The following is a 26,011-nucleotide window of genomic DNA, read 5'->3' on the forward strand; positions in this document are numbered from 1 at the left end:
GTTATTACAAACCGATTGAGCTTTGTAACGTGTTAGACCTTGTGTAACAAAATGACGCAAAAAGAGACCTCCTTTATGAAAGAAGGAACTTAGGGTAAAATTCTGACGTTATAATGAACTTAATACAACAGTTACACTATTCCATTAAAAGGCCAGATTGTTGAGGAAGGTTCTCTGTTATCATTCTATAAGTTTTGATTAGTAATGGAAAAGGGGAAATGGGTAAGCCGATGCTTACCTCTTTTTTAAGTGTTCATTTGTTGGTATAAGTTTATATATTTCATCAGCTCCGCAATTCCTTTAAATTGAAGCAATAGTTGATCATTTAGATTTTCCAAAGCTAGCTGAAAGGAACATTCGATTTTATTGTAGTTTTGTGTGTTTAATTCATTTAAAAGCTTCTTCATATTTTCAATATAATAAACGGTTTTTCTCAAACTGCTGATGACCAGTATCTTACGTAGTTCTGTTATTGTAAACATTCTATAGCCGTTTTCTTTATTTCTTTCCGAATAGACTAACCCTTCATATTCCCAATGGCGAATAGCCGAGGCATTTACGCCTGCTATTTCTGCAGCCTCTCCAATACTCATGCATTCTCTTAATTTTCTATTTTTATATTTCGTAAAATTAGCATTTTGAATCATTGTCAGTATTTCTTCCACTCTTTGTTTCTCCAGCTGTATATGAAATTGTTGTTCATTTACTAACCAAAGAGCTTGTTCAAAGCTTTCGTTTTTAATCATTCTCATGACTTCATAGACAATGGGTATCTCACACCCTTTTAATAAAGTCCGAATGGTAGTAAATGCTTGGAAGTGTATAGAGGTATAGAATCGATGATTACTTTTCGTTCTTGGTACATCAGGAATGAGATTTTGTTCTTCGTATCTTCTCAAGGTTGTGGTACTAACATTTAAGGAATTTGCAATTTGTTTAGGGGTATATCTCTCCATTTTCAACTCCTCACTTAAAGTAAAACCTTCAAGTGCTACAATAACATATTTTTAATGAATTTCTAATATATCAAGAAAAAATAGCGCAAATCCGAAAGATTGCATGAATGTTATATGATATAAGTATAAACAATTTAGGAGTGATACAAATGGAGAAATTCATAAAACTTATGGATCAATCAGAATTAAAAGTTGGCTTAGTTGGTAATGCAAATTTTAAAACAATCATGCTGCCAGTAGCTAAAGAATCCGTTTTTGGCGAAGAAGCTGAAAACTTAAAGGTGTGGGGAGTAGACCCTGAATTTGGAAAACACTTTGTCGAGGGATTGCAAGATAAGTTTCAGGTTTTATATTTTGATTATGAAGGACATCGTTTGAAACATCCAAATCCAAAGAATTTAACATCTGAAAATATAGTAAAAGATCTATTATTAATTGCTGACGAGATGAACGTTAAGGAATTTACTTATTATGGATATTCTTGGTTAGCTTTAGTTGGACTACAATTAGCAATTAGGACAAATAGATTAGAAAGCTTAATAATGGGTGGTTTTCCGCCAATGGATGGGCCATACAAGGAAATGTTAATTGTAACGAACAGGACATACGAACAGGCATTGAATAACCAAACTTCTCCGGTCTTTAATGAGCAAGATAAGACTAAAAGTCCAGAAAAGATTGATTGGGATAACATAAAGGTGAAAATTAACACGAATCAAACCAAACAGTTTGTAACGTTATATGAGAATTTAAAGGGATTTGATGATCGAGAAATTCAACACAAACTAGCTATTCCAAGGCTAGCGTTTGCTGGTGAAAAAGACACCATTATTTATGGAGAAAACTTTGGAAGTGTAACAGTTGATATTGTCGGTACAATACAAAAAAATAAACAAGTGCTAGAACACTTAGGGTGGGATGTAGAAATACTGGAAGGAGACGGCATGAATCATACCAAAGCCATGCAACCTGTAACGGTTCTGTCATTAATAAAACCTTGGTTGGTCAAAAATTCTAATAGTGGATAGCAAGCACATACCCATCAACTTAAGAAATTCGTTGTTACCCAAGACTAAAAAAATGAGCTGAATTGTTATAAATAATTGTAGATAGATAAAAATTTTCGTTTAGGGAGTACTTCAAAATCTTAGCTTGATGGGCATTAGCTGCATCAAAAACTTGTAGACTCATATGTATCCATCCTTTGTTATAATAGTATATTTTATATATTACATTATTTTTAGATAAAACCTTTCATTTTAATTATCATGAATATATATCTTATTCTGATAAGATTTACATAATCTATCATTACGGAATATTGCGCGAGATGTTGGTTTTGTGCAACGAACCAATAGGTAACTAGTTTATTATCACCATAAAATTTGGTATGCCCGACTGTTTCTTATTTTAAGAGCGGTCTTACCATTTTACATAATAAGAAAGGGGATGTCCCATAGGTCAGTTACACTGACTCATGGGACATCCCCTTTCTATAGCAAATTCATTATTTTTATCGCTAAACCATATATCATTTAAACTATTATTTAGCTTTTTCTTCACATTATCGGAACCACTTAAGATTTTTTAACTGCTTCTATTTTTGGAATAAGGGATATTTCGTTATTTTGTTTATAAGATTCATTTTCATAATTCGATAGTGGACAAATAGTGCAGTACATACTCCAAGGATTATACCTGCTAATACATCGAGAGGATAATGTACACCAACCCAAATTCTTGAAAAAGCAATACACACTCCAAGAATGATCCACATAAATGTATTTCTTCTACTACATAGCCAAATCGTTACTGTAATTACTAAAGCAGCTGTAGCATGATCACTCGGAAAAGAAGAATTTGCAGCGTGATCAACCAATTGTTTAATATGATGCGAGACGAATGGCCGATCGCGATAGAAAAACAGTTCACTCACTCTATTTATAGTAAATGCTAAGGAACAGGCAAATAAAGCTTGAAATACTGTCACTCTATTTTTTTTATTTGTAATCCATAAAACGAATAATGCAACAATCAAAATGTACTGGGCATACTCGGCGAAAAAAATCATCATTTTATCTAGGAAAGAGTATTTATAAACATACGAGTTGATCCACTGAAAGATTTCATAATCGATAGACTTTAAAAGCATAAAAACACATCCTAACATGTAAAACATTTCTCTATTTTCACATAATATCAATTACTGATTATTTTTTAAAGGACGGATTGGAAAAATATATGACATAGAAATCTTATTTTTTCCAGCAAATAAAAGGAAAAATACATTTGTTAGTATGTATAAGGCTTTAAATAATCTTCATTTTAAAATTTCATGTACCGTAATGAAAAGGATTCTTTTTATATATCTAGAATAAAAATTAAGTAACGATAAGCATTTTTAAGGGGGATTATAGAATGAACCAAATGATAAATTTTATTTCTTTAACAGGAGATTGGGAGCTAGATATTCAACATATGCTAGAACAATATAATAAACCTCACACATATGAGCATTCTGTTAGGGTCGCGAATGAAGCGAAAAGAATTGCCAAGAGATTTGGATTCGATGAAGAAGAAGCAGCGATTGCTGGCTATCTCCATGATATTAGTGCCATTATCCCAAATGATGAACGTATTCAAGTAGCAGAAAAAATGCAAATTGAAGTGTTACAAGAAGAAAGAATATTTCCGATGATTATTCATCAAAAACTATCAAAAAGAATTGCAAACGATATTTTTAAAGTGGAAAACGAAATGATATTAGACGCAATTAGCTGTCATACAACGTTACGAAAGAATGCGACACCGATAGATATGGTGTTATTTATTGCAGATAAAATCGAATGGGATCAAAGTGGAACGCCTCCATATATTATAGAAATTAAAGAAGCGCTAGAACAATCATTAGAACACGCTTGTTTTGCTTACATTTCATATTTATGGGAGCGAAGACAGAACTTAAAAGTTGTTCATCCATGGTTACAGGATGCATATTTTGATCTAAAAGAGAAATTAGGAGTTGAATAAATAATGTTATACATACCTTCATCTTTCAAAACGACCATACAAGATGTTCACGAAGAACGGGGACAGCAATGGATAGAAAAACTTCCAAGTACGGTTCAAAAACTGGAAGAAAAACTATCGCTACAAGTCATTCAAACGTTCAAAAACCTTTCTTATAACTATGTTAGTATAGCTCGAAAGGCAAACGGACAAGAGGTGGTATTAAAACTCGGTGTACCATGTGAGGAATTGAACAACGAAATAGAAGCGCTTCGTTATTTTCAAGGAGAAGGGGTAGTGACACTACTTGATTCAGATCCTGACTACGGATTTTTATTATTAGAATATATAAAACCAGGTATATCACTTGCGCACATAGAAAATGAAGAAAAAGCAACGACTATTATAGGTCAAACGATGAAAAAACTTTGGAAACCAGTTCCTGCTCAGTATACATTCCCTTCTATTGAAAAATGGGCAAATGGGTTGCAGAATTTACGAGTGCATTTTGAAGGTGGGACAGGGCCTTTACCAAAAGACCTTGTGGAAAAAGCAGAAGATTTATTTCCGCAATTAATCAAAACAATTTCAAAACCGCTTTTGCTTCATGGTGATTTACATCATGACAACGTGCTATGCATGGGAGTGGATCAATGGCTTGCAATTGATCCAAAGGGAGTTATCGGCGAAGCAGAATATGAAACAATTGCGTATTTAAGAAATCATTTATTCAATAAAGAAAATCCAAAGAGGATATTAGCAAATCGTATACAACAATTAGCAGAGGAACTTCAACTAGACAAAGAAAGAATCATAGGGTGGGGACTAAGTCACTGTATCCTTTCATCTTGGTGGTACATAGAAAGTCATGAACGAGTGCCTGAAGAAACACTTGCTTGTGCTCGCTGGTTTGATGAATTAAGAGTTAGTTTGAAATAGGATTACAAATGAAACTTTAGAAAACTGAGGAGTGACTTTCGATGTGCAATGTTGAGATAAGAAGACCGCGTATTGAGGACATTGAAGAGATCAATCAATTCTTTAGTACAACGATTAAAAATACATTTGCTAGAGAAGGCTTATCGGAACTACTCGATGATATCGAAAATGAAATTGACAATAAGAAAGAATATTTGAAATGTGACTTTGATAGCAACGGAAAAAATCGATACTTTTTAATAGCTGCAGATACAAATTGTAACAAGGTTATCGGTACAATCGAATACGGTCCAGCTAGTGAACTCATTAACAACTGCACAAATCAAGTATTAAAAGATTTACCTGAGATAGGAACTGTGTTTGTTCATCCAGATTACCAAAGGCGTGGTATAGGAAATTTACTTTTAAATACAATGTTTCTTACCTTGTTAAGCAAGGGAATTAAAGAATTTTGTTTAGATAGTGGATATACAAATGCACAGAAGGTATGGAAGAAGAAATTCGGAGAACCTGATTATTTGCTGAAGGATTATTGGGGTGATAGGTATGATCATATGATTTGGAAGAGATGTATTGATGATGTGTCAATACTATTTAATAAATGAGTAGGGTGTATTTTGAGGTAGTGCTACATCAGCATTAACCTGAATTTATATAATTTTAGGTGGGAGTAGTTTAATGAAAATATGGGAAGTTAGGTTTGTAAAGCTAGAAATAAAAGCTCAAAAACTTTGATATAGTTAGAACAAATATAAGTAAGTGTTGCAACGGCTGCTGCACTTCTTGCAGCACTAGCGATAATCGGTAAAGCAATTAATAAATAATACATAATATTTATTATTATTCCACATTATAGAAATGAGGGAGTCTTACTTGAATATTACTTATTATATTTCAGAAAATATCTATAAAAATGTAATAACAACCGCTACAAGAAGAATGTTACTCTACCACGAGTTCTGCGTTCATACTCTTTCTTTTTTTGTATGGATTTATTATTATTTAACTATTAAGCATAAGTATTATGGATTTATTTGGATTCCGCGTATAGGAATAACAATTATTATAATAGTTTTTGCACTATATATTCACTTTTTATACCGAAAATTGAGGCCTAAGTTTTTTATAAGTAAAATAATCAAAAAAAATCAAGGGAACATAGGAAAAACTACTTTAGAACTCGACGATGAAAGTATATATGTAATTTCCAGCGATGAACGATTCGAATACACACGTAATAAAGTACATGGTATAAAAGAATGGGATTCAGCATATTGCATTACAATTCCGAGAGGTATCTATATTGTAGTTCCTAAACATTCTGGAATAGATAGTGTAGATGAAAAGGAATATACGAATAATCTTCAACTGATTATAAAAGAAATACAGCAAACTGCCAAAGTTCAATCGAGATAACTAGTAATAACACTCATATAGTATATACTAAACTGAATTACATCAAAAAACGAAAAAAGAATCTTCATGTAATTTATAAACCTTAATTCAAAGTAGAATATGATTCTATGTAAGAGTAAACAAAAAATCTTGATTCTTATTGATTGAAAAATTCATTTGCAAAATAAACACGTACTGTATCTCCAAATGATAATTAGGGTCCTTTCAAAGACAGCGGGTCTAATACCTCTATCTTCTTTCGTAGGCGTCAAATAATCCATACCTATGTACAAGGATGAGGATTATTTGACGCCTACATTTAGTAAGGGACCACTTGCTATATGTTGACTAATCCAAATACATAAAGCAGCCAAATCTCGTGCCCCATACTTACTTTTACGTTTTACAAAACCAGTTTCCTGTGCAAGTCGTTTAAGAACATGTGGAGATAGATATCGGCCTAATTCTTCAGCGAATAAATGAAACTCTTCTTGAATGGAACGATTCATATACCAATACCATCCTTCCTGTATATTTCTATGAAAAGAATAGCTTATTTTCTTTACTTTCATGAGATTGTATTGATAAATCCAAAATATGGTTGACAGATCGGGATTACATTTGTAATATTAAATTACAGATTACAAATGTAATATAAGGGGTGTAATTTTAATAATGAAAGAATTACCTAAAATATCGGAAGCTGAATTAGAAATTATGAAAGTCCTTTGGTCAAGATCTCCTCAAACGGCGAATGAAGTGATTGAAGCGCTAGAGGTTACAATGGAATGGAAACCAAAAACGATTCGAACGCTTATTAATAGATTAGTCCAAAAAGGAGCTGTTTCTTATCATCAAGAAAAAGGACGTATGTATGCCTATTATCCTTTGGTTTCGCAGGAGAGTTATCTACAAGTAGAGACGAAATCCCTACTCAAACGGTTCTATGGTGTAGCATTTAAACCTTTACTTGTGAATTTTTTAAAAGAAGAAAAGCTGTCTTCAGAAGACATTAACGAACTCAAACGTATTCTAGATGAGAAGACTGAGGAAAATCAGAGGAAGGATAAATAATAATGATACATATGTTCGTGAATGTCTATCTACCTCGCTTTTTTGATTGGGTGATAGAAACCTCTATTATGGCAAGTATATTAGTTGGCCTAATCTTATGTGTGAAAATTTTGCTTAGAAATAAGTTAACCCCACGATGGCAATATTTATTATGGATGATATTAATTGTAAGACTTTTATTGCCATGGTCACCGGATAGTTCCTACAGTATCTATTCTATTCTTTCGTACAGTAATGGAACTGCAGTTATCTTTCATCAAACCCCTGTAACTGTTTCTTCTTCAAAAGAACATATGCAAGAATCGACAGATATAGGCGATTCAAAGATAGCCACAAAAGGAAATACTTATGTATCTGGTTCAACACAAATAGCTGAGGAAGGTAAGAAACAAACGTACAATAATGAAAATAGAAATGATCAGACGTTTTCACTTTATACAATCATTTTATATATTTGGCTTGCTGGGGTTATCATTCTGAGTTTTACTACTATCATTATGAATAGGCGTTTATTACTTTACATAAAAAAACAACCTGTTATTACAGATGAAAGAATTGTCAGAATTTTTGAAAACTGTAAGAAATCTATGTCTGTTCAGCAGGATATCCCACTACTTTTAGCTGGAAAGATTTCAAGTCCAACTGTGTTCGGATTTATTCGGCCAAAGGTTTTATTGTCAAGTGTACATATGAACGTACTAGATGAGCAACAGTTACGATACATTTTTCATCATGAATTGGCTCACATCAAACGAAGAGATGTTGGTGTGAATTGGTTGATGCATGGCTTACTCATTTTAAATTGGTTTAACCCAATTCTATGGTATGCCTACTCGAGCATGCGGGAAGATCAAGAACTGGCATGTGATGCATTGGCTTTGACATTTATAGATTCAGAGGAACAAATAGCATATGGCCACACTATTATTACGCTTTTAGAACATTATGCAAGTTATTATCAAGTGCCTAGTTTAGCGAATTTAAGTAGAAATAAAAGAACATTAAAAAGGAGAATCCTTATGATTAAAAAATTTCAAAAGAAATCATATCGTTGGTCTGCATTTGGAGTTGTTGCTGTTATTGCTGTATCATCTGTATCTTTATTAAATGCACGGGCAGATATACCAACTAACCAGCAGAAGGAACAAACGGAAGTGAAAAATAATATTAAAGAAGCAAAAGTACAAACTAAAGTTCCTATTCAGCAAATTGTAGAAAAGATGATTGGTACAAAAGAACAGGCATTTGCAGAATTTCATGTTTCAGAGAGTCGATATGAATCTATACTTGAAGAAATGGAAGTGGCACGGAATCTGTTAACAAAAGAAGAATTTGATCAACTGATTAAATTACAAACAGAGGCGTATATCATTGATAAAAAGACAAGAGCTGTAGGGAGACCTGAACATTTAGAACCAGAAGATCAAAAAAAATTAGAGGAAAATAGTAAAGCTATTGGACCATTATGGGAAAAAATTTATTCGCATTTCACATTTACTGTAAAGGAAGCACAGAAATTAGTTGATTTTCCAATCAAGAAACCAACTTATGTAGCGAAAGGTTATGAACTAAAGAAGGAAGAAGTGGAAACAGAAATTACAACAAAAAAGCTGAATCCTATCATTCACTCAGAATATAGAGCCGAGGAGTTTGGCTATGGAATTTATCAATCCGCCATTTTAGAAAAAGGAAAAGACCCATTTTATATGTGGATTAATGATAATGACAAGATAGAAAATTATGAGCTAGAAGGTGCAAAATTCACTTTTGCCAAGACGACTGGAAGTAATGTAAAGGGCATGAAGATGATTGTTCCTGCAAAAGGAAAGGACAGTGCTTATCAAGTTGTAATCATTGATGATGTTTTAAATAAGGCTGAATTAGAGAAAATCATGATTTCCTTTTTAAAATAAAAAGTTTCTCTGTTTGATATCCGGTTAATTACATATGGGGAGCCGCAAGCATTACTGTTATGAATTTGGGGTTTTATTTATATATTGCATATGATATAACCCCAATATAGTAACCTAAATTAAACATTGTAAGCATAAGGCGTTGATAAGTCTTACTGGCCCCAGTTGCAAATATAGCTCCTGCAATTGGTATAATTATCCCAATTTTCCAAAAGATGTTTTCTGAGCCGCCTATTTCTAATGTAGCTTCATTCAATACAGTTAAAAGGATAAAAGGTACACATGATAAAGATAATATAGCCTATTTGTTCAAAGCACTACCTCTTTTCAATTTTTTAATATAAATAGAATGTTAATCATATCTACATACTTATTATATCCATATAAAATTATTCGTCACTGGACAACTAATTCAAAGGATCGAATAGTTATCGTTGAAAAGGATGAACTGATTTTAACGCTAACAACATGCATAAAATTTATATAAAAAGTATAAAAAAGCAGAATCTGAACTGTACCCGAATCGCGGATACTAAAAAAGGTCCATGATTCGGGGTACAGTTCAAACAGGATTTTTATCAAACTTTATTTTAAATCTAAATCAGTTATTTTATTGGAGTGGCAAAAAATAAATAATCGCTCCCTTATTTTAGATACCAACCAAAGGCGTTTTTATAAAGAATTTTTTTTACGGCTTCTTCTTCAAAGTTATTTTTAATCAACTCTATATCTAAATATCGGAATGGTATCTTTGCCCTTGTTGAAGGTAGATCAGTACCAAACATTAACGCATCAGGATTAATCGAATAAATTGCTTTCATTGCTTCAGCAGCATCAAAGTCAATTCTTCCAAATCCAGTAGCTTTTACTCGAATACCTTTCTCTACTAAAGGTAATAAATTAGGAAGACCTTCTTTTGATAACCCTAGATGATCAATTGATACTTTTGGCAGTTTTTCTAATATATTTGTTATCTCTGGTAAGGCATTTGAATTGATATAAAGTTCTGTGTGCCAATTTACTAATTCATATACTCTTCTAGCAAAATTGTCTAAACGTGATATATCCTCCGAACCACCTCGATTTACATTAAAACGAAGTGCCTTAACACCTTTCTCATTTAATTTAATAATTTCATCATCTGATGTATCATAGGGTAACTGTGTGACACCAACAAAGCTCGTCCCTAATGTTTGTAATGCATTTATTAAGTAAGTTTGATCAAACTTTTGAAAGGAACCAGAGACAATTGCCCCACCAATTACATTTAAATTGCCGACAGTTTGTAAATAATCTTCGGACGTAAATGGATCTGGCATATACCCTTGATTTGCGTACAATGGAAATTCTGGATCAATAATATGTAAATGTGTGTCAAATACTTTCATAGGTTTACTCCATTCAAACGAATTTATAAATACAGCATAGCCTGCTTTTTGCCAGAAATAAATTTGTTATTAATTATTAAAACCTATAAGTATATCTAATAAGTATTGTTTTATTTTGTATTAAATAATTTTGTGAATTAAAGGTGAAATAACAGGATAAACATGGAAGAGCTATTAAGAAAGAGTTGGAATTTAATGGGAAGTGTTTATAAGTAGTAATAATTTTCTTGGTTAAAATTTAAAAAATGAACCGTTCTGTTGGAATATGTAGATTTTAGTTCTTTTAAACTCTTGACCTATAAAATAGAAAGTAGAGAAGCGTATAAATATTTTAATGGATTAGGAGGATTTAAATGATAGATTTTCAAAAATTATCGACTTTCGAATTATTTCCTGCGGTTGATGAAGCTGAGATTGAAAAGACTGAAGAACGAATGGGTTTAATCATACCGAACTCTTATAAACAGTTGCTACAGTACACGAATGGGTTTGTAACTGACGAGGGTGTGATTATATTTGGTATTGATATAATTAATGAAAGAAATACAACATATGAGGTACGTGACTATGCGGAAGGGTATATTGCTGTAGGAAGTAAAGGCGGAGGAAAGTTTTTATTAATGGAAGCAAACGAGGATGCAACTGAATTATTACAGGTTAATTCTGCGGTTATGAATCCAGCTTTTGCTACCACAGTAAGTGAGAATTTTGTAAAGTGGATAAATGATGGAGCGATAGATGTTGAATTTGTGAATGAAAAGCAAGAAATGCACAAAGAAAAGCTTTGCAATCTTATACTAATTCGTTCACCAATTGGAGGAGTTGTGGATTTAAAGAAGATACAGGAGGCATTTCACATTAAAAGAGGGTTATTTGATTTGTTAAAGGGGTCAAAACAGTTACCATTTGTGTTGATGAAGGACATTCCTGTTGAGTTGGCTATAAAAAACTTAAAACAGTTAGGTGAACTAGGAGAGATATTAAAAATCTCTAATGTTGATTAACTAATTATATGTCGAAAAATCAAAATGGATTCATATGGTTTGTTGTTACCGATGAAGCGTGTTGTGTCGTTAAATTAAAAGGTTGTATTTCCAAAATATGTTTAGGAGAAAGGGGATTTTATGTGATTAAAAAAGTGGCTTTTTTCAGGTGAATCTTTAGATGAACAAGAAATTATTGAAGTGGAGAGGTTATTTGGATTTAAACTTCCTGATGATTATAAACAATGTATAACGAAAAATAATGGAGGGTTTCCGGAACCCAATACATTTGATTGTGATGATGGAAGAATTGAAGCTGTTTTCAATGATTTGATTAGTTTTACCGATGAAGATTTAAATATAAAAATGTTTTCTGAGTTTTTATCACAAAAATTAATTCCTTTTGCTAGGGACCCTTTTGGAAATTTACTATGTTTTGACTATAATGACAATGCTGACTCGCCTAAAGTTGTTTTTTATAATTGCGAAGAAACTGGAAGTACATTAATTACCCCAGTATGTCAGTCATTTACAGATTTATTAGATAGATTATATTCTTAAAAATAAAATGAACACTAACAAAAAGAAAAGTAGGCGGAATCAAATTTAATCCTAAAGGTTCCCTTTATAGTAGATAGATTAAAAAATAAAACTCTATCTACTATGAAGGGATTATTTTTAGGTTGAAAAGAATTTACGGAATTAAATCTTGATTGGTCAAAAATTTTTCAAGAAGGTTGTGAAACATATTTATCTCGATTTATGTTAGAGTTTTAGATACAGATATTGTTAATAATCAATATTAATATTGATTAAATCGAAGGAAGGTTTGGATATTGGATATGGAAGAATATAATTTAGTTAATCGAAATAATTGTATTAAAGTTGTTTAATTCTGATTCGACTAAAGCACCTGATAGATAGTTTAAGTACATTCATTCACAAAAAAGACTATTACAATTGCATATTTTTATAATCACTTTCAAGTATTGCCATAATAATTTCATCCGAGTACTTATCATTATAATATAAGGATTGGCGTAAGGTTCCTTCTTTTACAAACCCAACCTTTTCATACGCTCTAATTCCACGTACATTATGACTAAATACTTCTAACTGTAAACGATTTAATTTGAGTTGTTCAAAAACAAAACTTAGAACTCTTTTGATCGCTTCAGTTCCGTATCCTTTTCCTGTTAATGAAATGGAAGCCATCGATATTCTGAATCCTGCTCTTTGATTCTCCTCATCAACATCCAAAACCGATAACTCTCCGATCATTTCGTCAGTACCTTTTAAACAAATAGCGAAATCATAGCGACTTGAATCATTATTTATATTATCTATATGTATCTTAATTTGCTCCAATGAAAAATCAGGCTTGGTTCCAGTCATATAACGTATTTCTTCATCCATTGTGATTTCTAATATAATGGGTGCATCTAACTCACAAAGAGATCTTAAATAAATTCTCTCACTCTCTAATCTCATTTTAACTTTCTCCTTAATCCTAGTAATAACACGTATAAATATTCTTAATCTTAATGGAATAAAAGTTCTACTACATCTTTTTTTATAAACAGTCAAACTTTCTTCGATTAACGGTACGACTTTTTAAAGCAGCTTAACTTTGTTTTACAGCAACACGTAAGTATACAGCCCCTCCTTTAATCATATAAATTTCCTCCAAATTGTTATTTTATGTATTATTTAAAATATATGAATCTTACTTCGATATTACATGAACCTTATAATGCTATGATATACCTAAAACAAATAATAAAACTTTTATACATAACACAATGCACCACCAAATTTCTTGTTAATGCTATTAATAATTGCTTTGCATATACATTTTTTCAATTTATGCTGGGTTAGTATTGCCTTTCATTCCACTTTTAAATGAACATGAATTTTGTATATATGTTCCAATCAAAAAAGCATTTGGAAAAATAAGTGGACATGTCAAAAGAGAGAATAATAAGGATTTTTAAATTATTATTACGATGAAAAATAAATGATGAGATCAAGGAGCTTAAGGCTTCACTTGCGGTGAGGAAAGAGAATGATGGTTCAAGTAAGGGAGATCACGGGGCTAGTAAGATAACTGAAATAAAAGGGGATGATTAATTTCTAATGAATGTATTAGCTAATATGAGTAGCATGTATAGGATTGATGTTAGTAGAGCTCCATCTACAGAAGAAGAAATGAAAGCACTTCAGGAATTTTCAACAATAGATATACCTATGGAATATATAGATATAATTCGTGTAGGTTCAGATATAGAAATTAATATAGATAATGAAATGTATATTCGTATTTGGGGAGCATCGGGTTGTGTAGAATTGAATGAAGCTTATTTTATTCAAAAGTATATTCCAAACTCTCTTGCAATTGGTGATGATGAAGGTGGTAGAACGTTAATATATTTTAATGGGAAAAATGAGTTTGGATTATATATAGTTGACTTTAATGATTTAGATGTTGACGAGACTGTATTTGTAGCACCATCAATTCATGATTTATTGACTAAGAATGTAGGAGTAGAGAAGATACTACCTTATTAAGGAAATATGGAAGTTATAAAGAATGATGAGAAATCTTAATGTCAAGCAGAAGAGTGGAATGATTACAGTTCGAAAACGTAGTCTCATTGAAAAGGGAGACCCTCTTTGGTAAAACGCCAGAAGTGTGCCCCGTAGGGTGGGAATTTCCTCTACGGTATACTTATGGCTGTTTAAGAGGGTGGCGGCTCGTTCAATTAGGAAACGACTTTCATTATCCTTTTATGGCGTCTTTAACTGCTTGTTCTCATCCCCCCATTGACATGGATTATTTGACCAGTGACATAACTCGAATCATCACTGGCTAAGTACACATACGCTGGGGCAAGTTCGTACGGCTGACCAGCTCGCTTCATTGGTGTCCCATACCCAAAACTCATCATTTGTTCAGCAGGAAAACTTGAAGGTATGATTGGTGTCCAAATTGGCCCCGGCGAAACACCATTTACACGAATTCCATCATGAATTAAGTCGAGGGCTAGTGATCGGGTAAATGTAATAACGGCTCCCTTAGATGTAGCGTAATCAAGATTTCCCTGCTGTCCCTCATATGCGGATGCTGATCCCGTATTTATAATCGAACTCCCTTGTTTTAAATAAGGTAAAGCGGCCTTCGTTAAATAAAAAAAAGAAAAAACATTGGACTGAAAAACTCGTAGAAGTTGCTCACTGGTAATTTCCGTTATTCGTTCTTTCGGAAAAGATTCCGCACAGTTATTTACAATAATATCTACCTTACCAAACGCATATAAGGTTTGCTGGACCACTTGATGGCTTGTTTTTTCTTGTCCTAAATCTCCAGCGATGACAAGGCAACGTTGTCCTAGTTGCTCAACACGCTGTTTCGTTTCGAATGCATCAATATGCTCATTTAAATATGCAATAACAATATTTGCTCCTTCTTTAGCAAATGCATATGCAACTGCTCTTCCAATCCCACTATCTCCACCTGAAATAATTGCTACTTTTCCCTGCAATTTGCCTGCTGCTCTATAGGTACTGATTTCTGAAATAGGTCTTGGTACCATTAAGTATTCAAACCCTGGATGAAATGGCTGATGTTGAGGAGGGAATTGAACAGGTATCTTTTCTGTTCTTATTACGTATTGTTGTTTCATTTTTCTTCTCCTCTCAAGGTCTTTTTTGTTAACTTATGCCTAGAAAGGGAGTTTAGTTCACTCTCTTAATTTAATAATTTAGTGATTCATACAGCCTAATACCTGTCAAAAGTGAAGGGTAAATGTACAACATCGTTATTGTACTAATCTGTCTTTTAGTTTACACAAACTATCTATACTAATGTTAATATCCAATAATGAAACAATTAGACTAACGCTATAACTTTTTATATACCTCTGCGTATGTTATTTTCAATTGCTTCCATAACTGTTTGTTTCTTCTTCCAGTTTTTTTATATTATTGATATTTATATTATCAAATCCCATTTTGTTCAATTTATTAGAATAAAAACTTTAAAATAAATGAACATAGTATAACTATAATAAAGAAACTTGGCACTACTTTTGCTAGTTAGGTCAAGTTTGCCATTAAAGATGATAAATATATTCAGTAAGTGGGGGGAATTATGGACTTAAAACAATTTAATGCTTTAAATGAAAATAAGAAAGTGATATTTCTTCTAGGTCTATCAGAAAAAGTTATTCCAATTTTTTCTCAAAATGAAGACAAAGTTATCAGTAGAAATAGTATTAATATTTGTTGGGAGTGGTTAGTGAATAAACACAGTATTGGAGAAGAATTATATGATATTTTAGATGATGAAGAAAAAGGCATAACAATTATCCAAGAAATGTCTGGAAATGATAGAGATATGGAAGCATGGAATTGTATTATTGATGCAGTTGCTTATACTTGCCGCAAAGCTTTTGAAAATGAGAATGTTAAATACTTTCCAGAGCCAATAGAGTTAGTTGATGATAATTTAGTTATTCATTTTCTTAATTGCTTTAAGAAATGTGTTTTAGAGGCAGCTAATGAGATTGAAAGAGTAGAGAAATTATTACGGAGCGATGACATCATTAGCGTTAATGACTTTAAGTACATAAATAAAGAAGTTTAGAAGTAGTTTATAAATTGATGTTACGTAAAAAAGAAGGTAGAATATGTTTCAAATTCGATATGGAATTTTAGGGAATATATTGGATATAAGTGATGATTTAAAGGGAGACGCAATTAGTATAGGTGGGGATAAATCTTCTAGCAAGTTATCTAATTTAGAATTTGATTGGATATATAAAGCGTTAATTCAAAATATATCCAATGATGATTTTTCTGCTCACTTTACAATTTGAATAGGGAGATTATCTATTTTCAGCAACTGCTGATGATGGAATTCGAGTATATGTAGATTATGCATATTGGTGGCTCTCGTGAAAACTAATGACGGAGTAACAATTGGTTTGAACGTTATCAGAGGGGGGCACCTTGCATTGCTAGCAAGTTAAGATTTTAATACCCCCAGAACAAAAATTTTGTGCATTTTGCTTGGGGTAATTCGTTCTTTTTAGCCTGATGGCGATGGGGACATGGGATTCTGCCGATAAAACACGGATATTATACAGTAATATATTTCCTGGAAGATAAAAACTCTGATTTCCTGCTTAGCATAGGGAAATCGGGGTTTTTATCTTAGGTATTTCTTGTTTCTATTTAAAAAAGCTTAATGCTACATTACACATCTTTTCTGGCTGCTCAACAACAGTCCAATGACCACATTCCTCAATTTCTACCAATTGTAGATGAGGTATATGTTCTGAAAATAATTCCTTAATGATAGAAGGTGTTAGAATGTCATAACTTCCTTGAGCAACTAGGATAGGGATGTTTGAAATCTTATGTAGATTTTCAGTCACATCATAATTATTCTCCATATCCGTCCCTATTGCTTGATTTACCTCGCCACTAAACGTGGTTTTTTCTTTACATTTTAAAGTTTCTTGAGAGAAGACGTAATAAGGATCCAATATCTGAAGAAGATCTTTTATTGAAGATTCTCCGGTCTTAAGATTCTCTTCGCATTCGGAAAGCTTAACTTTCTCATTCTCAGTTAGTCTCTTCTCTAGTTCCTTACTAAATCTTTCTAACCCCTTAGAAGTGACTCCTATCGCAGCTGTTAAAAGTATTTTATTGACTCTTTCTGGATATGTAGTTGCATAAAGTAAAGCAAGCATCGAACCCCATGATTCACCAAATAAGTTCATTTTCTCAAAACCTAATTGTATTCGTAGTGCTTCTAGGTTTTCTACTTCATTTTTCATGGAGTATTGATTATTTTCCGATAGGTCTGATTTCCCACAGCCTCTTTGATCATAAAAGACTAGCTTAAATTTTTTTGATAATGGAACCATATGGGGCAGAAAAAAACGATGTTCACTCCCAGGTCCCCCATGAAGAAATATGATTGGTTCACCTTCACCTATAAGGTTAACATACAACTGATAATCATTTACCTTAATAAAACTAATGTTTTCAGTATACATAGTGACCTCCAGTATTATTTGTTTTAAATTCTATTTCTTCATTTTTGTAAAATTTCCTTTTCAAATACAATCTGTACAAAAGATAATAACCAAACACGATCGCTTTTGGTTAGAACAAGCAAATCACTCCTTTGCGCCCGAAAACTATGAAAAATACATAACCAAAAATATAACTAAAATCTAATTACTAAAAGAAATCTCGCCAACAAAACGCGAATTTCGTACGTTAAGAAAAATTTGATCGACTTAAAACAATCAAACGAATGATGTATGGACGTGTGAGTAGCAAACTATTAACACAAGGGGGGATTAACTTTGTAGAGAAGATGTTTTTCTGAAAAAAATATCCGAATTTCTTTATGTAGGGACATATAGATATTCACCGAAAGTGCGTACCAATTTTACTTGACGGTCACAGAAAGAAAAATAAAGGAATGCAAATAGCAGCGGGAGAACCAAATGGACTAGGAGATGGTGGGAGCCTGATAAAAATGCAATTTCGTGGATCTGGGGATATTGATAATTTGATTGTTCGAAATAGACAAATTAATCATTTTGGCAGAGAATGGTATAATGTGAAAGGGGAAAGCAATTTATAAAACTTCATTAACACATGCTGTAAATTATAATATTAGGGAGCTTAAAGATGAAAATAAATAATTGTGAATATGGCGGTTTTGTAGTTTCAAAGAATATTCTTGCTGGAAAACCAATTAGATATTCATTTAGAGAAAAAAGTTCTATCCCCCAATTAAATGGCTGGAATTTTTATTCTATAGATGATACTGATGAATATGTGAATAATGCGGAGAATTTCATCATTTTAAGTGCAGAATCTATTTTAAAAATCACCCCTGTAATTTTGGGGATTTTTGAAGCTCCTTATGGAACGGATTTATGCTGGCTATATGAAGAAGGAGTTCACATAGGGTTTTATGATTTAGTCGCCGATAAAGAAGTGACAATGGATGAAATGATAAAACAATAGCTAGACGAGCTCGTTTTGTTTAAGTAGATCAAGAGTTGGCTAATCAGCTTCGTAAATCGCCTAAATTAGCACGCTAGTTTTAGGACTTAGCTAAACGAATTAAAAAGTGTCGAGATTGATTGTGTAAAAAATTAAAATCTAAAGGGAATTTTACCATAATGGAGTTTCGTTCTAATATTAGGATATTGTAACAAGAACGATAAATAGATGAGATAAAGTTATACTGGATGACAAAGTAATAGAAAGAAAACGTTTGAAGGGAATAAATAAAAGGGGAGAGAATTATGGATTTAGAAAATCTAAAAAAAGATATTTGGTATGGAGAAATTTCTAATGATAAAATCGAAAATCTTAAATCTAAGTTAAAAGATGTTACAACTGAGAAAGAATGCTTTCTTTTCATTAATGAATTACTAAAATTAGGTGATTTCTCTGTAAAGGGATTACTCATACAACTTATGAATAGTACTCAAGATGAGGTTATTTTGAATCTATGTACAAGACTTTTTTGTTCAATCGCTACTCATGATGACTTATTAGAAACAAATAACTTGAATTTCCTTTCAAGTGCTTCAGAGGATGGTGTTCATACCTTTGCGGCAAGTGCTGGCGAAACTCTTTCATATCATGTAGTACCATACCTTCTAACTTTGTTAGAAGAGTGGGAAGATACCTTTGTTGAAAAAACTATCAGAAATGAACTTGCATGGATGCTTGGAATTAAGGATGAGTATTATGAACTATCAATAGAAGAATTGGGAGAAATATGTTCTGAGTTCGTTAAAAATAATGATATGAAAGAATATTACTACCATAATAGGCTGTCCTTTTCTGGGGATTTGGTAAAGGAGTTAATGCCGAGAGTAATGATTTCTCTAAGAGAGAAAACCACTTTTGATATAGATACAATACCTTCTACTTTATCAATTTGGAGTGGAATCAAATGTCCTATTCAATATGGAACAATAATAACTGATGAAAAATACAGAGAATTGATGTTATATATTGATTCTTTAACAAAAAAAGAATGGAAGATTGGTGAAAAGTATTTTTATGGACATTTAGTTGTGTGAATATACATGGTATGAATTTACAACCTTATCCATTTAGGAAACTAATTAAAAATTACTTAACCGGAAGAAGAGACGTTTGGTGGGAGAGTTCATTAAATTCAGAAATTGATGATTCAAACAGAAACTAAACTTTTTTATTCTATTAATGGGTACTTTAATTTAATAAAATGAGAGAGGATAGCACATAATAGGCATGTGCTATCCTTTATTTTTTAAAACTTTTTATAATTTAGGTCTTGAAAACGTACAATTTTCTTTTTTTGATATGGTGACCCTATTAGGTTGATGGCGATATGGCGAGACCCCTTATTTGATTCTTCCATAACCGGTAATATGTGTTTCCGTACCCCTCATATATTTACATCAGAACCAATTACTCTTATATATATTAAAAATTGCAATATCCGATGAGTGGACTTGATGAACCTATTCTAAGAAAATAATCAGGAATATAACCATAATCTTGACTACCACCATAACCATTATCATCAGCAAAGGTCCAAATCTTACTTCCCATGTAAGACTCACTATTTACGTAGCAGTATAAGGAAATGGTATTTCCAGCTGGAATTATTTCCTTTGTACTGTTTAGTGTTGGCATAACATATATATCCAAATCCTTTTTTACTTGATAAAAATCTGCATACGTTACTGTTTGATTAGAAAATAAGATAGAGCCAGATATTGCGAGTGAGAAAACAGAAAATAAAACTTTTTTAAACATACGTCTCCTCCTATTAATAAATTTGTAATGCCTACGGAGAATCTCCTCATGTTTATAATGATGCTTGGTATGCATTAAGGAAGAACTTTGATCAGGTACAAGAATTAATTGTTTTGAAGTAGTTTCTATATTCTATATGTTTATTACACATTTTTTATTCAACGAACAGGGGTTTTAGTGACATATAAATCATAGATATAATCGAACCTTTTAATAAAAATTTCATCACTATTCACACGGAAAGGCTTTATTTTGATCCATCTTTATTTCAAAATGAAGTTTTTTCTATACAGACAAATAAGGTTTAATGACATTCTGTTAATTAAACTTTACTCCAAGGAATTGGTAGTATGTATGATAATTTGGATAAAATCATTGATTTTTTTGATGGAATCTTATATATGGGGTTTATACCAATTGCAAATGATCCGGGTGGTAATCAAATATGTGTGGGTATCAATGGAGAATATTGTGAAAAAATCTTTCATTGGGCACATGATGAAGAGCACGATGGTATGAACAATATGTACTTTTTAGCAAATAACATAAATGAATTTCTGGATAATTTATATGAGGATAAAAGTTAAAAAGTCAAAGAGAATCCTAGTGCACAAGAATAAAAGAAAAGTCATGCATTTAAAGGAGTAAAAGGAACGTATAAAGGGGAATTAAAAGAATGATTAATTATGGTGAGCTTTATTTGTTTGAAACACTCCCCAATATCGATTTAAACAATAAAGAAGAAATTGATAAAGTCTTGCCGTGGTCAATGGATTTACCATCTCGTTGCAGAGTAGTGAAAAAAAGTGAAGCAAACAAAAAATAACTCCAAAATTAATTTTTGTCGCACATTTTGGAGTTACTTGACGTTTACTTAGAAATCGCATTTTTACATTTTAACATTTCCGATAGCCTAAAAAACATAGAAGATTAAATAATAGTAATCCCCCTGCGATGTACCACGAATAGCGGAAGGCTTGAATAAGTTTGTATGTTTCCATATCGCCTTGTGAACTCATAAATGTTGTAGCAACTGCAGCACCAAATGCAATTGCGACGTTTTGTAACATACGTTGTACAGCTCCAATCGTACCTTGTTTTTCTTTGGATACAGACGCCATAACTGATGCAATATTAGCTGGTTGAAATATTCCTCCTCCAATTCCATATAGAAATAATAGGCTAGCGATTATATACGATGACCAATGGGCTTGAATAAAACTTAATCCAACAAATGCTATAAGCATTACACATAAACCTATTTTCATAAGTAAATTTGACCCATAACGTTCCATAAATTTTCCTGCTATTCGCGAGAATATTACTAAACCAAGAGGAGCTGATAATAAAACAAATCCTGTTTGCCATGGAGCCAATTGTGTAAATGCTTGTAAGAAATAGGGTGGAATAATAAAAACAATTGCTGAGGCCATCCCAAAACCTACTGTTGCAAATATTGGAACTATAAAGTTTGAATGATGAAATAAATGTATATCTATAATAGGGTGTTTTACTTTGGATTCATGAATTATGAAAATACCTAATAAAATAATGGAAATCATGATGTATCCCCACGTAGATATACTTTTCATTCCTACACTTGATCCATGCGATAAACCAAAAAGAAACAGCAAGGCACTTAAAGTAAAGTATATATTTCCTAATACATCGAGAGGCGATGGATGTTTTTCTTCTTTTATAACTCGAGAGGCTTTGTAACAAGCCCATAATCCAATTAGGCATAATGGAATGTTAATCCAAAAAATCCACCGCCAACTCCCAAGTGAAATGAACAATCCTCCTGCAGCGGGACCTAAAATAGGTCCTAAGCCTATCATTACTCCTAAGGTACCTAATGCATGACTACGATTCTCAGGGCTGACAAAAGTTGTAATGAGAGCGGCAGATGTAGCTTGTAAAGCAGCGGCACCAATTCCCTGAATGGCGCGAAATACAAGCAATTGCCACATTTCTTGAGATAAACCACATAATATAGAACTGATAAGGAATATAAAAATCCCCCACAAACATATTCGAATTCGGCCTACGCAATCACTAATTTTTCCAAATAAAAGGATAGTAGCACTAAGTGCCATCACATATATGGTTACACTCCATGCTGTTATAGTTACTGTTGAATGAAATTCCTTTTCTAAAAATGGTAAAGCAACATTGATAATGCCAGTATCTAAAGTTGATAAAAACATCCCAATACCAGCCGTCAAGATCACCATTTTTTCACTAAAAAGAGAAAGGGAACGATTCACAATAATATTTGTGTTATTCATTAAGTTACCACCACCTGTTTATTTAAGGTTAATCCCATATAAGAGGTCTCTCCAACTCTACCATTCGTAAATATTGTAAAAACTGACCCGTATGGACAGCATCATGATAGGCAATTCTTAAAAGCATGTCACCCAAATATCGTTGGTAGCCTACATCACTTCTATCAATAAGTCTTGATTCTAATTCCTCCGTTGATATGGATTCAACATATTCTATAAAATCGTCAAAATACAATTGCGATAACTCGATTTCTTTTTCAACAGAAGTAATTGGTTCTTCATCGTATGGGGTATATATTTCTGTCTTTATCGATCCGTTGTTCCTCAAGACCACGTGATAATGGAAACTTCCACTCCACACATGACGAATCATCTTCCCAAAAGACATTGCTTCGTTGTCAGGTTTCCAAGAAAGCAAGTTATCAGGAAGAGATCTCCACAATTTTATAGAGCGCCTTCTTGTTTCCTTTAAATTCAATATACAAAGCTCAATTGCATTCATTATAAATTCCTCCTTGTTTGTATCTTCAAAATAATTGTATCAATTAAACAATTAGGGTATCATCGAAATATGAATGTATATCCGAATATCTCATATATAGCAAAACTAATTGCTGAACCTACAAGAGCAATCATTTTAGATTGTTTAATGAATGGTCAGGCTTTACCAGCTAGTGAATTAGCATATATGGCAAAAGTGTCACATCCAACAATCAGTTCCCATCTTTCTAAATTGGTCGAGGGTAATCTCCTTAATGTTGAACAACATGGTAGACATCGGTACTATAGACTTGCTAATCAAGAGGTAGCAGAAGCTCTCGAAAAATTAGGTACGATTGCACCAACTGCTCCAGTTCGCTCTTTGAGGCAGTCCGATCAACTAAAAAAAGTTCGCAATGCTCGCACATGTTATGATCATCTTGCAGGGGAGCTAGGAGTAAAAATAACAGAGGGACTAATTGATAGACAATTTCTAACTCTAGAAGATGGAGAATACGCTGTGACTGAGCAAGGGGAAAAGTGGTTTTTAAAGTTTGGGATCAATATCGAAAAGGCTAATACAAAAAGGAGGATATTTGCAAAGCCTTGTCTTGATTGGAGCGAAAGACGTTACCATATTTCGGGTTGGTTAGGATCTGAAATAGCCAATCTTTTTTTTGAACAGGGATGGATTACAAAAGAAGAAAAAAGTCGAGCAGTTCATCTTACAAACAACGGTAAAAAAGCCTTGCAAGATCAATTAGGTATCGACATAAAGAAAAACGAAAATAAGTCTGTTTAATTTTATTAGTCCGTCAAGTGACGGACTTTTTCATTGTAGGAGGAAATTTTATCCTAATAAGGCTAGATATATTATTATTCCTTAGCGTATGTTTTGCGCGTTTTGTTGGCGGGCCCATCAAGCTAAGGCTTTGAAATGTCTCCAAAGCGAAAATTTTATTATTTTACAGTTAATTATGAGAGTTCAATTCATTTTTTCGTTTTAGGGCAACCTATTTCTAAAGTTGATGGGCATGTGACGAGAGCTCAAAATGTATTCATTCATATTCACAGATGATATCCTTTTAGTTGGATTCTTACGCTGAAGCAGCAAGAAATTGTTGTTCTTTGAGCATTAATTTGATTTTTTATGGAAAGATATACTAGTAAGTATACGATTTGAACGTTCTATTCTTTAGAGTATAACAGGAGGAGAATGAATATGTCGGAAATTGAAGTAGGCGAAATCTTTACCCTTAGCGATGAGAGTAATGAGGAGCAGGAAGTTGAAGTGCTCGGAACGATGAACGTCGAAGGAGCAGAATACATTGCTGTTGGCTTTGTAGAAGACATTCAAACGGAAACAGAGGAAGACATTGATATCTTCTTTTTAAAAGTGGAAGAAGATAGTGAATTCTCATACATTGAGAGTGACGAGGAATTTGAAAAAGTATCTGCTGCGTTTGAGAAAATTATGGAAGAGCAAGAATAATATTGGTTGGACACAAGAGGCGGATGCATATCCGCCCTCTGTTTTTGTATATAGGGGTACCGCCCCACATCCATCAACTTAATATTTTTAAATGTCCCATTGCTTTTAAGGATATAAGAATTTTATTATTTTATAAAAACCATGAGGTGTCATATGGAATTTTTCATTAGTGGAGAAGTTGATAAATCTGTCAGCGAGTATTTTAATAAGATTCGTAGAGAAATGGAAAAGAAACTTCAAAATCTTCAAGAGAAAAATTATGGTAGTGCAGTAAACGGTATAAGTATCATTCCTATCATCGTTCCTCCTGATTTACTACAATTAGGTTTCTTTGAAGAAAGAAGACTTTTTCAGAGGAAAGAAAAAGATTGTGATTACAGATTACAAATTAACTTCCAAAAATTTTTAAATGGAGATAAGGAAAATCGTAAATTACTTTTAATAAAAAACCTTATTGAGACAATAAGGTCAATAGGTACAAAATCGAAAAAGGCAAAGCTGGACTTTGATGCCCTGGCCTTAGAAAGAGATATACTTGAATTATTTGAAGTTGAATCGGAAACCATAGATCCAATGGAACTGGTTTTGTTTTAAATACTACTGTATCGAATTCTTTTCTATATATTTTAGTTGGTAACTTAAGACGTGCTAAATAATACCCTTGTTTATCTTGAATAGACTTAAAGTCTTGTAAACGAAAATATCCTAAGTCACGAATATATAGTTCGTTCTTTTGTGTCATGCCTGTTCGAGTCGCACTATATGCCTGATCACTTTGTTGTCCTGATTCAATTTCCACATCAGAAAGTTCTCCATTCAACAAGTCATACTCTAGTTGAATTTTCACACCAGCTTTATGACTACATCCCTCGGCGCCAGGATAAACAGATAAAGTGCATACGACCTTTTTTTTGAAGAAGTGACCTGTCCATTTTCTGAGCTTTTCGTTTGGCAAGCTGTACCAAATATATGTGTACATTGCCACAATTTTTAACAAAAAATGTTGCAAACTATTGGTGGATTTTACCTTATACCTTTTATATATTTAAACGTATAAGGAGATGAAAAACATGATTGGTATGAATATTCGTATTTTGCGTAAAAAGAATAAAATGAGTCAGGAACAATTAGCTGAGAAGGTAAATGTATCGCGACAGACCGTAGCAAAGTGGGAAAACGGGGAAGCCTTGCCCGATATTTTTAAATGCAAGATACTCGCTGATATTTTTTAAGTAACCTTAGAT

The 26,011-nt window shown here is 32.7% G+C and carries 28 protein-coding genes and 4 pseudogenes; 21 read left to right on the plus strand and 11 right to left on the minus strand.

Annotated elements, in window-relative coordinates; all coding sequences use genetic code 11:
* Window positions 1-245 precede the first annotated feature (245 nt).
* A complete protein-coding gene (locus MR076_RS05195; protein ID WP_242218365.1) occupies window positions 246-956 on the minus strand; it encodes a MerR family transcriptional regulator in 711 nt (236 codons plus the stop codon).
* Between the two features lie 149 nt (window positions 957-1,105).
* Between MR076_RS05195 and MR076_RS05200 the strand changes: the two genes are divergently transcribed.
* The gene (locus MR076_RS05200; RefSeq protein ID WP_242218367.1) at window positions 1,106-1,984 is read left to right on the plus strand and encodes an alpha/beta fold hydrolase; all 879 of its coding nucleotides are present in this window, start codon (window positions 1,106-1,108) and stop codon (window positions 1,982-1,984) included.
* Between the two features lie 569 nt (window positions 1,985-2,553).
* Here the strand turns inward: MR076_RS05200 and MR076_RS05205 are convergent.
* On the minus strand, window positions 2,554-3,108 hold the full coding sequence (locus MR076_RS05205) for an undecaprenyl-diphosphatase (protein ID WP_242218368.1): 555 nt from the start codon (window positions 3,106-3,108) through the stop codon (window positions 2,554-2,556).
* Window positions 3,109-3,374: 266 nt separating this feature from the next.
* Between MR076_RS05205 and yqeK the strand changes: the two genes are divergently transcribed.
* The 4 genes from yqeK (at window position 3,375) to MR076_RS05225 (ending at window position 6,320) form a co-directional block, all read left to right on the plus strand.
* A complete protein-coding gene (gene yqeK / locus MR076_RS05210) occupies window positions 3,375-3,986 on the plus strand; it encodes a bis(5'-nucleosyl)-tetraphosphatase (symmetrical) YqeK (RefSeq protein WP_242218371.1) in 612 nt (203 codons plus the stop codon).
* A gap of 3 nt (window positions 3,987-3,989) precedes the next feature.
* Window positions 3,990-4,904: an aminoglycoside phosphotransferase family protein gene (locus tag MR076_RS05215; protein WP_242218373.1), complete on the plus strand. Its 915-nt coding sequence runs from the start codon at window positions 3,990-3,992 to the stop codon at window positions 4,902-4,904.
* Between the two features lie 41 nt (window positions 4,905-4,945).
* A complete protein-coding gene (locus tag MR076_RS05220; RefSeq protein ID WP_242218375.1) occupies window positions 4,946-5,509 on the plus strand; it encodes a GNAT family N-acetyltransferase in 564 nt (187 codons plus the stop codon).
* A 268-nt stretch (window positions 5,510-5,777) separates the two neighbouring features.
* Complete coding sequence (locus MR076_RS05225; protein WP_242218376.1) at window positions 5,778-6,320, plus strand: hypothetical protein; 543 nt, start codon at window positions 5,778-5,780, stop codon at window positions 6,318-6,320.
* Between the two features lie 302 nt (window positions 6,321-6,622).
* On the opposite strand, the pseudogene MR076_RS05230 reads toward MR076_RS05225, so the two are convergent.
* Window positions 6,623-6,808 (minus strand): annotated as a pseudogene (locus MR076_RS05230) (IS4 family transposase); the annotation flags it as partial.
* A 163-nt stretch (window positions 6,809-6,971) separates the two neighbouring features.
* On the opposite strand from MR076_RS05230, the gene MR076_RS05235 reads away from it, so the two are divergent.
* Window positions 6,972-7,373 carry a BlaI/MecI/CopY family transcriptional regulator gene (locus MR076_RS05235; protein ID WP_396021663.1) on the plus strand — a complete coding sequence of 134 codons (402 nt, stop codon included), beginning with the start codon at window positions 6,972-6,974 and terminating at the stop codon, window positions 7,371-7,373.
* A 2-nt stretch (window positions 7,374-7,375) separates the two neighbouring features.
* Entirely contained in the window at window positions 7,376-9,286 is a 1,911-nt protein-coding gene (locus MR076_RS05240; RefSeq protein WP_242218382.1) for a M56 family metallopeptidase, read from the plus strand.
* A gap of 644 nt (window positions 9,287-9,930) precedes the next feature.
* Here MR076_RS05240 and MR076_RS05250 read toward each other — a convergent pair.
* Window positions 9,931-10,674 (minus strand): amidohydrolase family protein, encoded by a 744-nt coding sequence (locus tag MR076_RS05250; RefSeq protein ID WP_242218383.1) that lies wholly within the window; start codon window positions 10,672-10,674, stop codon window positions 9,931-9,933.
* A gap of 353 nt (window positions 10,675-11,027) precedes the next feature.
* Between MR076_RS05250 and MR076_RS05255 the strand changes: the two genes are divergently transcribed.
* Together MR076_RS05255 and MR076_RS05260 are read left to right on the plus strand one after the other, a co-directional pair.
* A complete protein-coding gene (locus MR076_RS05255; protein ID WP_242218385.1) occupies window positions 11,028-11,678 on the plus strand; it encodes an SMI1/KNR4 family protein in 651 nt (216 codons plus the stop codon).
* Window positions 11,679-11,813: 135 nt separating this feature from the next.
* Window positions 11,814-12,218 (plus strand): annotated as a pseudogene (locus MR076_RS05260) (SMI1/KNR4 family protein); the annotation flags it as partial.
* Between the two features lie 393 nt (window positions 12,219-12,611).
* Here the strand turns inward: MR076_RS05260 and MR076_RS05265 are convergent.
* Window positions 12,612-13,148 carry a GNAT family N-acetyltransferase gene (locus MR076_RS05265; protein ID WP_242218390.1) on the minus strand — a complete coding sequence of 179 codons (537 nt, stop codon included), beginning with the start codon at window positions 13,146-13,148 and terminating at the stop codon, window positions 12,612-12,614.
* 645 nt (window positions 13,149-13,793) lie between these two features.
* On the opposite strand from MR076_RS05265, the gene MR076_RS05270 reads away from it, so the two are divergent.
* On the plus strand, window positions 13,794-14,225 hold the full coding sequence (locus MR076_RS05270; RefSeq protein ID WP_242218393.1) for an SMI1/KNR4 family protein: 432 nt from the start codon (window positions 13,794-13,796) through the stop codon (window positions 14,223-14,225).
* Between the two features lie 230 nt (window positions 14,226-14,455).
* Here the strand turns inward: MR076_RS05270 and MR076_RS05275 are convergent, their stop codons facing one another.
* Window positions 14,456-15,340 carry an SDR family oxidoreductase gene (locus MR076_RS05275; RefSeq protein ID WP_242218395.1) on the minus strand — a complete coding sequence of 295 codons (885 nt, stop codon included), beginning with the start codon at window positions 15,338-15,340 and terminating at the stop codon, window positions 14,456-14,458.
* A gap of 467 nt (window positions 15,341-15,807) precedes the next feature.
* On the opposite strand from MR076_RS05275, the gene MR076_RS05280 reads away from it, so the two are divergent.
* Window positions 15,808-16,302 (plus strand): Imm6 family immunity protein, encoded by a 495-nt coding sequence (locus tag MR076_RS05280; protein ID WP_242218397.1) that lies wholly within the window; start codon window positions 15,808-15,810, stop codon window positions 16,300-16,302.
* Between the two features lie 43 nt (window positions 16,303-16,345).
* The gene (locus MR076_RS05285; RefSeq protein WP_242218399.1) at window positions 16,346-16,534 is read left to right on the plus strand and encodes a hypothetical protein; all 189 of its coding nucleotides are present in this window, start codon (window positions 16,346-16,348) and stop codon (window positions 16,532-16,534) included.
* Window positions 16,535-16,888: 354 nt separating this feature from the next.
* Here MR076_RS05285 and MR076_RS05290 read toward each other — a convergent pair whose 3' ends face one another.
* Window positions 16,889-17,722 carry an alpha/beta fold hydrolase gene (locus tag MR076_RS05290; protein WP_242218402.1) on the minus strand — a complete coding sequence of 278 codons (834 nt, stop codon included), beginning with the start codon at window positions 17,720-17,722 and terminating at the stop codon, window positions 16,889-16,891.
* A gap of 419 nt (window positions 17,723-18,141) precedes the next feature.
* Here MR076_RS05290 and MR076_RS26980 point away from each other — a divergent pair.
* From MR076_RS26980 to imm47, 3 genes and pseudogenes are all read left to right on the plus strand, one after another.
* A pseudogene (locus tag MR076_RS26980) lies at window positions 18,142-18,309 on the plus strand (DNA/RNA non-specific endonuclease); the annotation flags it as partial.
* A gap of 59 nt (window positions 18,310-18,368) precedes the next feature.
* Window positions 18,369-18,710: a DUF2185 domain-containing protein gene (locus MR076_RS05300; protein ID WP_242218404.1), complete on the plus strand. Its 342-nt coding sequence runs from the start codon at window positions 18,369-18,371 to the stop codon at window positions 18,708-18,710.
* A 284-nt stretch (window positions 18,711-18,994) separates the two neighbouring features.
* Complete coding sequence (gene imm47 / locus MR076_RS05305; RefSeq protein ID WP_242218405.1) at window positions 18,995-19,783, plus strand: Imm47 family immunity protein; 789 nt, start codon at window positions 18,995-18,997, stop codon at window positions 19,781-19,783.
* A 388-nt stretch (window positions 19,784-20,171) separates the two neighbouring features.
* On the opposite strand, the gene MR076_RS05310 is transcribed toward imm47, so the two are convergent.
* Window positions 20,172-20,507 carry a hypothetical protein gene (locus MR076_RS05310; RefSeq protein WP_242218407.1) on the minus strand — a complete coding sequence of 112 codons (336 nt, stop codon included), beginning with the start codon at window positions 20,505-20,507 and terminating at the stop codon, window positions 20,172-20,174.
* A 350-nt stretch (window positions 20,508-20,857) separates the two neighbouring features.
* Here MR076_RS05310 and MR076_RS05315 point away from each other — a divergent pair, with 350 nt between their 5' ends.
* Together MR076_RS05315 and MR076_RS05320 are read left to right on the plus strand one after the other, a co-directional pair.
* Entirely contained in the window at window positions 20,858-21,094 is a 237-nt protein-coding gene (locus MR076_RS05315) for an SMI1/KNR4 family protein (RefSeq protein WP_242218409.1), read from the plus strand.
* Between the two features lie 89 nt (window positions 21,095-21,183).
* Window positions 21,184-21,333 (plus strand): hypothetical protein, encoded by a 150-nt coding sequence (locus tag MR076_RS05320; RefSeq protein WP_242218411.1) that lies wholly within the window; start codon window positions 21,184-21,186, stop codon window positions 21,331-21,333.
* Window positions 21,334-21,403: 70 nt separating this feature from the next.
* Here MR076_RS05320 and MR076_RS05325 read toward each other — a convergent pair whose 3' ends face one another.
* Both MR076_RS05325 and MR076_RS05330 read right to left on the minus strand, forming a co-directional pair.
* Window positions 21,404-22,795: an MFS transporter gene (locus tag MR076_RS05325; protein ID WP_242218413.1), complete on the minus strand. Its 1,392-nt coding sequence runs from the start codon at window positions 22,793-22,795 to the stop codon at window positions 21,404-21,406.
* A gap of 28 nt (window positions 22,796-22,823) precedes the next feature.
* On the minus strand, window positions 22,824-23,297 hold the full coding sequence (locus MR076_RS05330) for a DinB family protein (protein ID WP_242218415.1): 474 nt from the start codon (window positions 23,295-23,297) through the stop codon (window positions 22,824-22,826).
* A 69-nt stretch (window positions 23,298-23,366) separates the two neighbouring features.
* On the opposite strand from MR076_RS05330, the gene MR076_RS05335 reads away from it, so the two are divergent.
* The 3 genes from MR076_RS05335 to MR076_RS05345 all read left to right on the plus strand — a co-directional run bounded on the left by MR076_RS05335 (window position 23,367) and on the right by MR076_RS05345 (window position 25,361).
* The gene (locus MR076_RS05335) at window positions 23,367-24,077 is read left to right on the plus strand and encodes an ArsR/SmtB family transcription factor (RefSeq protein WP_242218417.1); all 711 of its coding nucleotides are present in this window, start codon (window positions 23,367-23,369) and stop codon (window positions 24,075-24,077) included.
* A gap of 420 nt (window positions 24,078-24,497) precedes the next feature.
* A complete protein-coding gene (locus MR076_RS05340) occupies window positions 24,498-24,767 on the plus strand; it encodes a DUF1292 domain-containing protein (protein ID WP_242218419.1) in 270 nt (89 codons plus the stop codon).
* A 153-nt stretch (window positions 24,768-24,920) separates the two neighbouring features.
* Entirely contained in the window at window positions 24,921-25,361 is a 441-nt protein-coding gene (locus tag MR076_RS05345) for an Imm44 family immunity protein (protein WP_242218424.1), read from the plus strand.
* On the opposite strand, the pseudogene MR076_RS05350 reads toward MR076_RS05345, so the two are convergent.
* Window positions 25,279-25,656, minus strand: a pseudogene (locus MR076_RS05350) (transposase); the annotation flags it as partial. The gene MR076_RS05345 and the pseudogene MR076_RS05350 overlap by 83 nt on opposite strands.
* Before the next feature lie 181 nt (window positions 25,657-25,837).
* On the opposite strand from MR076_RS05350, the gene MR076_RS05355 reads away from it, so the two are divergent.
* Window positions 25,838-25,999, plus strand: a complete 162-nt coding sequence (locus MR076_RS05355) for a helix-turn-helix transcriptional regulator (RefSeq protein WP_231559663.1) — start codon at window positions 25,838-25,840, stop codon at window positions 25,997-25,999.
* The last annotated feature ends 12 nt before the right edge of the window (window positions 26,000-26,011 follow it).

The sequence above is a fragment of the Bacillus cereus group sp. BfR-BA-01380 genome, from assembly GCF_022663535.1.
GTDB lineage: Bacteria > Bacillota > Bacilli > Bacillales > Bacillaceae_G > Bacillus_A > Bacillus_A cereus_BB.

Coding starts and splice junctions, on each gene's coding strand:
- MR076_RS05195 (WP_242218365.1), bottom strand. CDS start 956: ATGGAGAGATATACCCCTAAACAAATTGCAAATTCCTTAAATGTTAGT.
- MR076_RS05200 (WP_242218367.1), top strand. CDS start 1,106: ATGGAGAAATTCATAAAACTTATGGATCAATCAGAATTAAAAGTTGGC.
- MR076_RS05205 (WP_242218368.1), bottom strand. CDS start 3,108: ATGCTTTTAAAGTCTATCGATTATGAAATCTTTCAGTGGATCAACTCG.
- yqeK (WP_242218371.1), top strand. CDS start 3,375: ATGAACCAAATGATAAATTTTATTTCTTTAACAGGAGATTGGGAGCTA.
- MR076_RS05215 (WP_242218373.1), top strand. CDS start 3,990: ATGTTATACATACCTTCATCTTTCAAAACGACCATACAAGATGTTCAC.
- MR076_RS05220 (WP_242218375.1), top strand. CDS start 4,946: ATGTGCAATGTTGAGATAAGAAGACCGCGTATTGAGGACATTGAAGAG.
- MR076_RS05240 (WP_242218382.1), top strand. CDS start 7,376: ATGATACATATGTTCGTGAATGTCTATCTACCTCGCTTTTTTGATTGG.
- MR076_RS05250 (WP_242218383.1), bottom strand. CDS start 10,674: ATGAAAGTATTTGACACACATTTACATATTATTGATCCAGAATTTCCA.
- MR076_RS05255 (WP_242218385.1), top strand. CDS start 11,028: ATGATAGATTTTCAAAAATTATCGACTTTCGAATTATTTCCTGCGGTT.
- MR076_RS05265 (WP_242218390.1), bottom strand. CDS start 13,148: ATGAGATTAGAGAGTGAGAGAATTTATTTAAGATCTCTTTGTGAGTTA.
- MR076_RS05270 (WP_242218393.1), top strand. CDS start 13,794: ATGAATGTATTAGCTAATATGAGTAGCATGTATAGGATTGATGTTAGT.
- MR076_RS05275 (WP_242218395.1), bottom strand. CDS start 15,340: ATGAAACAACAATACGTAATAAGAACAGAAAAGATACCTGTTCAATTC.
- MR076_RS05280 (WP_242218397.1), top strand. CDS start 15,808: ATGGACTTAAAACAATTTAATGCTTTAAATGAAAATAAGAAAGTGATA.
- MR076_RS05285 (WP_242218399.1), top strand. CDS start 16,346: ATGTTTCAAATTCGATATGGAATTTTAGGGAATATATTGGATATAAGT.
- MR076_RS05290 (WP_242218402.1), bottom strand. CDS start 17,722: ATGTATACTGAAAACATTAGTTTTATTAAGGTAAATGATTATCAGTTG.
- MR076_RS05300 (WP_242218404.1), top strand. CDS start 18,369: ATGAAAATAAATAATTGTGAATATGGCGGTTTTGTAGTTTCAAAGAAT.
- imm47 (WP_242218405.1), top strand. CDS start 18,995: ATGGATTTAGAAAATCTAAAAAAAGATATTTGGTATGGAGAAATTTCT.
- MR076_RS05310 (WP_242218407.1), bottom strand. CDS start 20,507: ATGTTTAAAAAAGTTTTATTTTCTGTTTTCTCACTCGCAATATCTGGC.
- MR076_RS05315 (WP_242218409.1), top strand. CDS start 20,858: ATGTATGATAATTTGGATAAAATCATTGATTTTTTTGATGGAATCTTA.
- MR076_RS05320 (WP_242218411.1), top strand. CDS start 21,184: ATGATTAATTATGGTGAGCTTTATTTGTTTGAAACACTCCCCAATATC.
- MR076_RS05325 (WP_242218413.1), bottom strand. CDS start 22,795: ATGAATAACACAAATATTATTGTGAATCGTTCCCTTTCTCTTTTTAGT.
- MR076_RS05330 (WP_242218415.1), bottom strand. CDS start 23,297: ATGAATGCAATTGAGCTTTGTATATTGAATTTAAAGGAAACAAGAAGG.
- MR076_RS05335 (WP_242218417.1), top strand. CDS start 23,367: ATGAATGTATATCCGAATATCTCATATATAGCAAAACTAATTGCTGAA.
- MR076_RS05340 (WP_242218419.1), top strand. CDS start 24,498: ATGTCGGAAATTGAAGTAGGCGAAATCTTTACCCTTAGCGATGAGAGT.
- MR076_RS05345 (WP_242218424.1), top strand. CDS start 24,921: ATGGAATTTTTCATTAGTGGAGAAGTTGATAAATCTGTCAGCGAGTAT.
- MR076_RS05355 (WP_231559663.1), top strand. CDS start 25,838: ATGATTGGTATGAATATTCGTATTTTGCGTAAAAAGAATAAAATGAGT.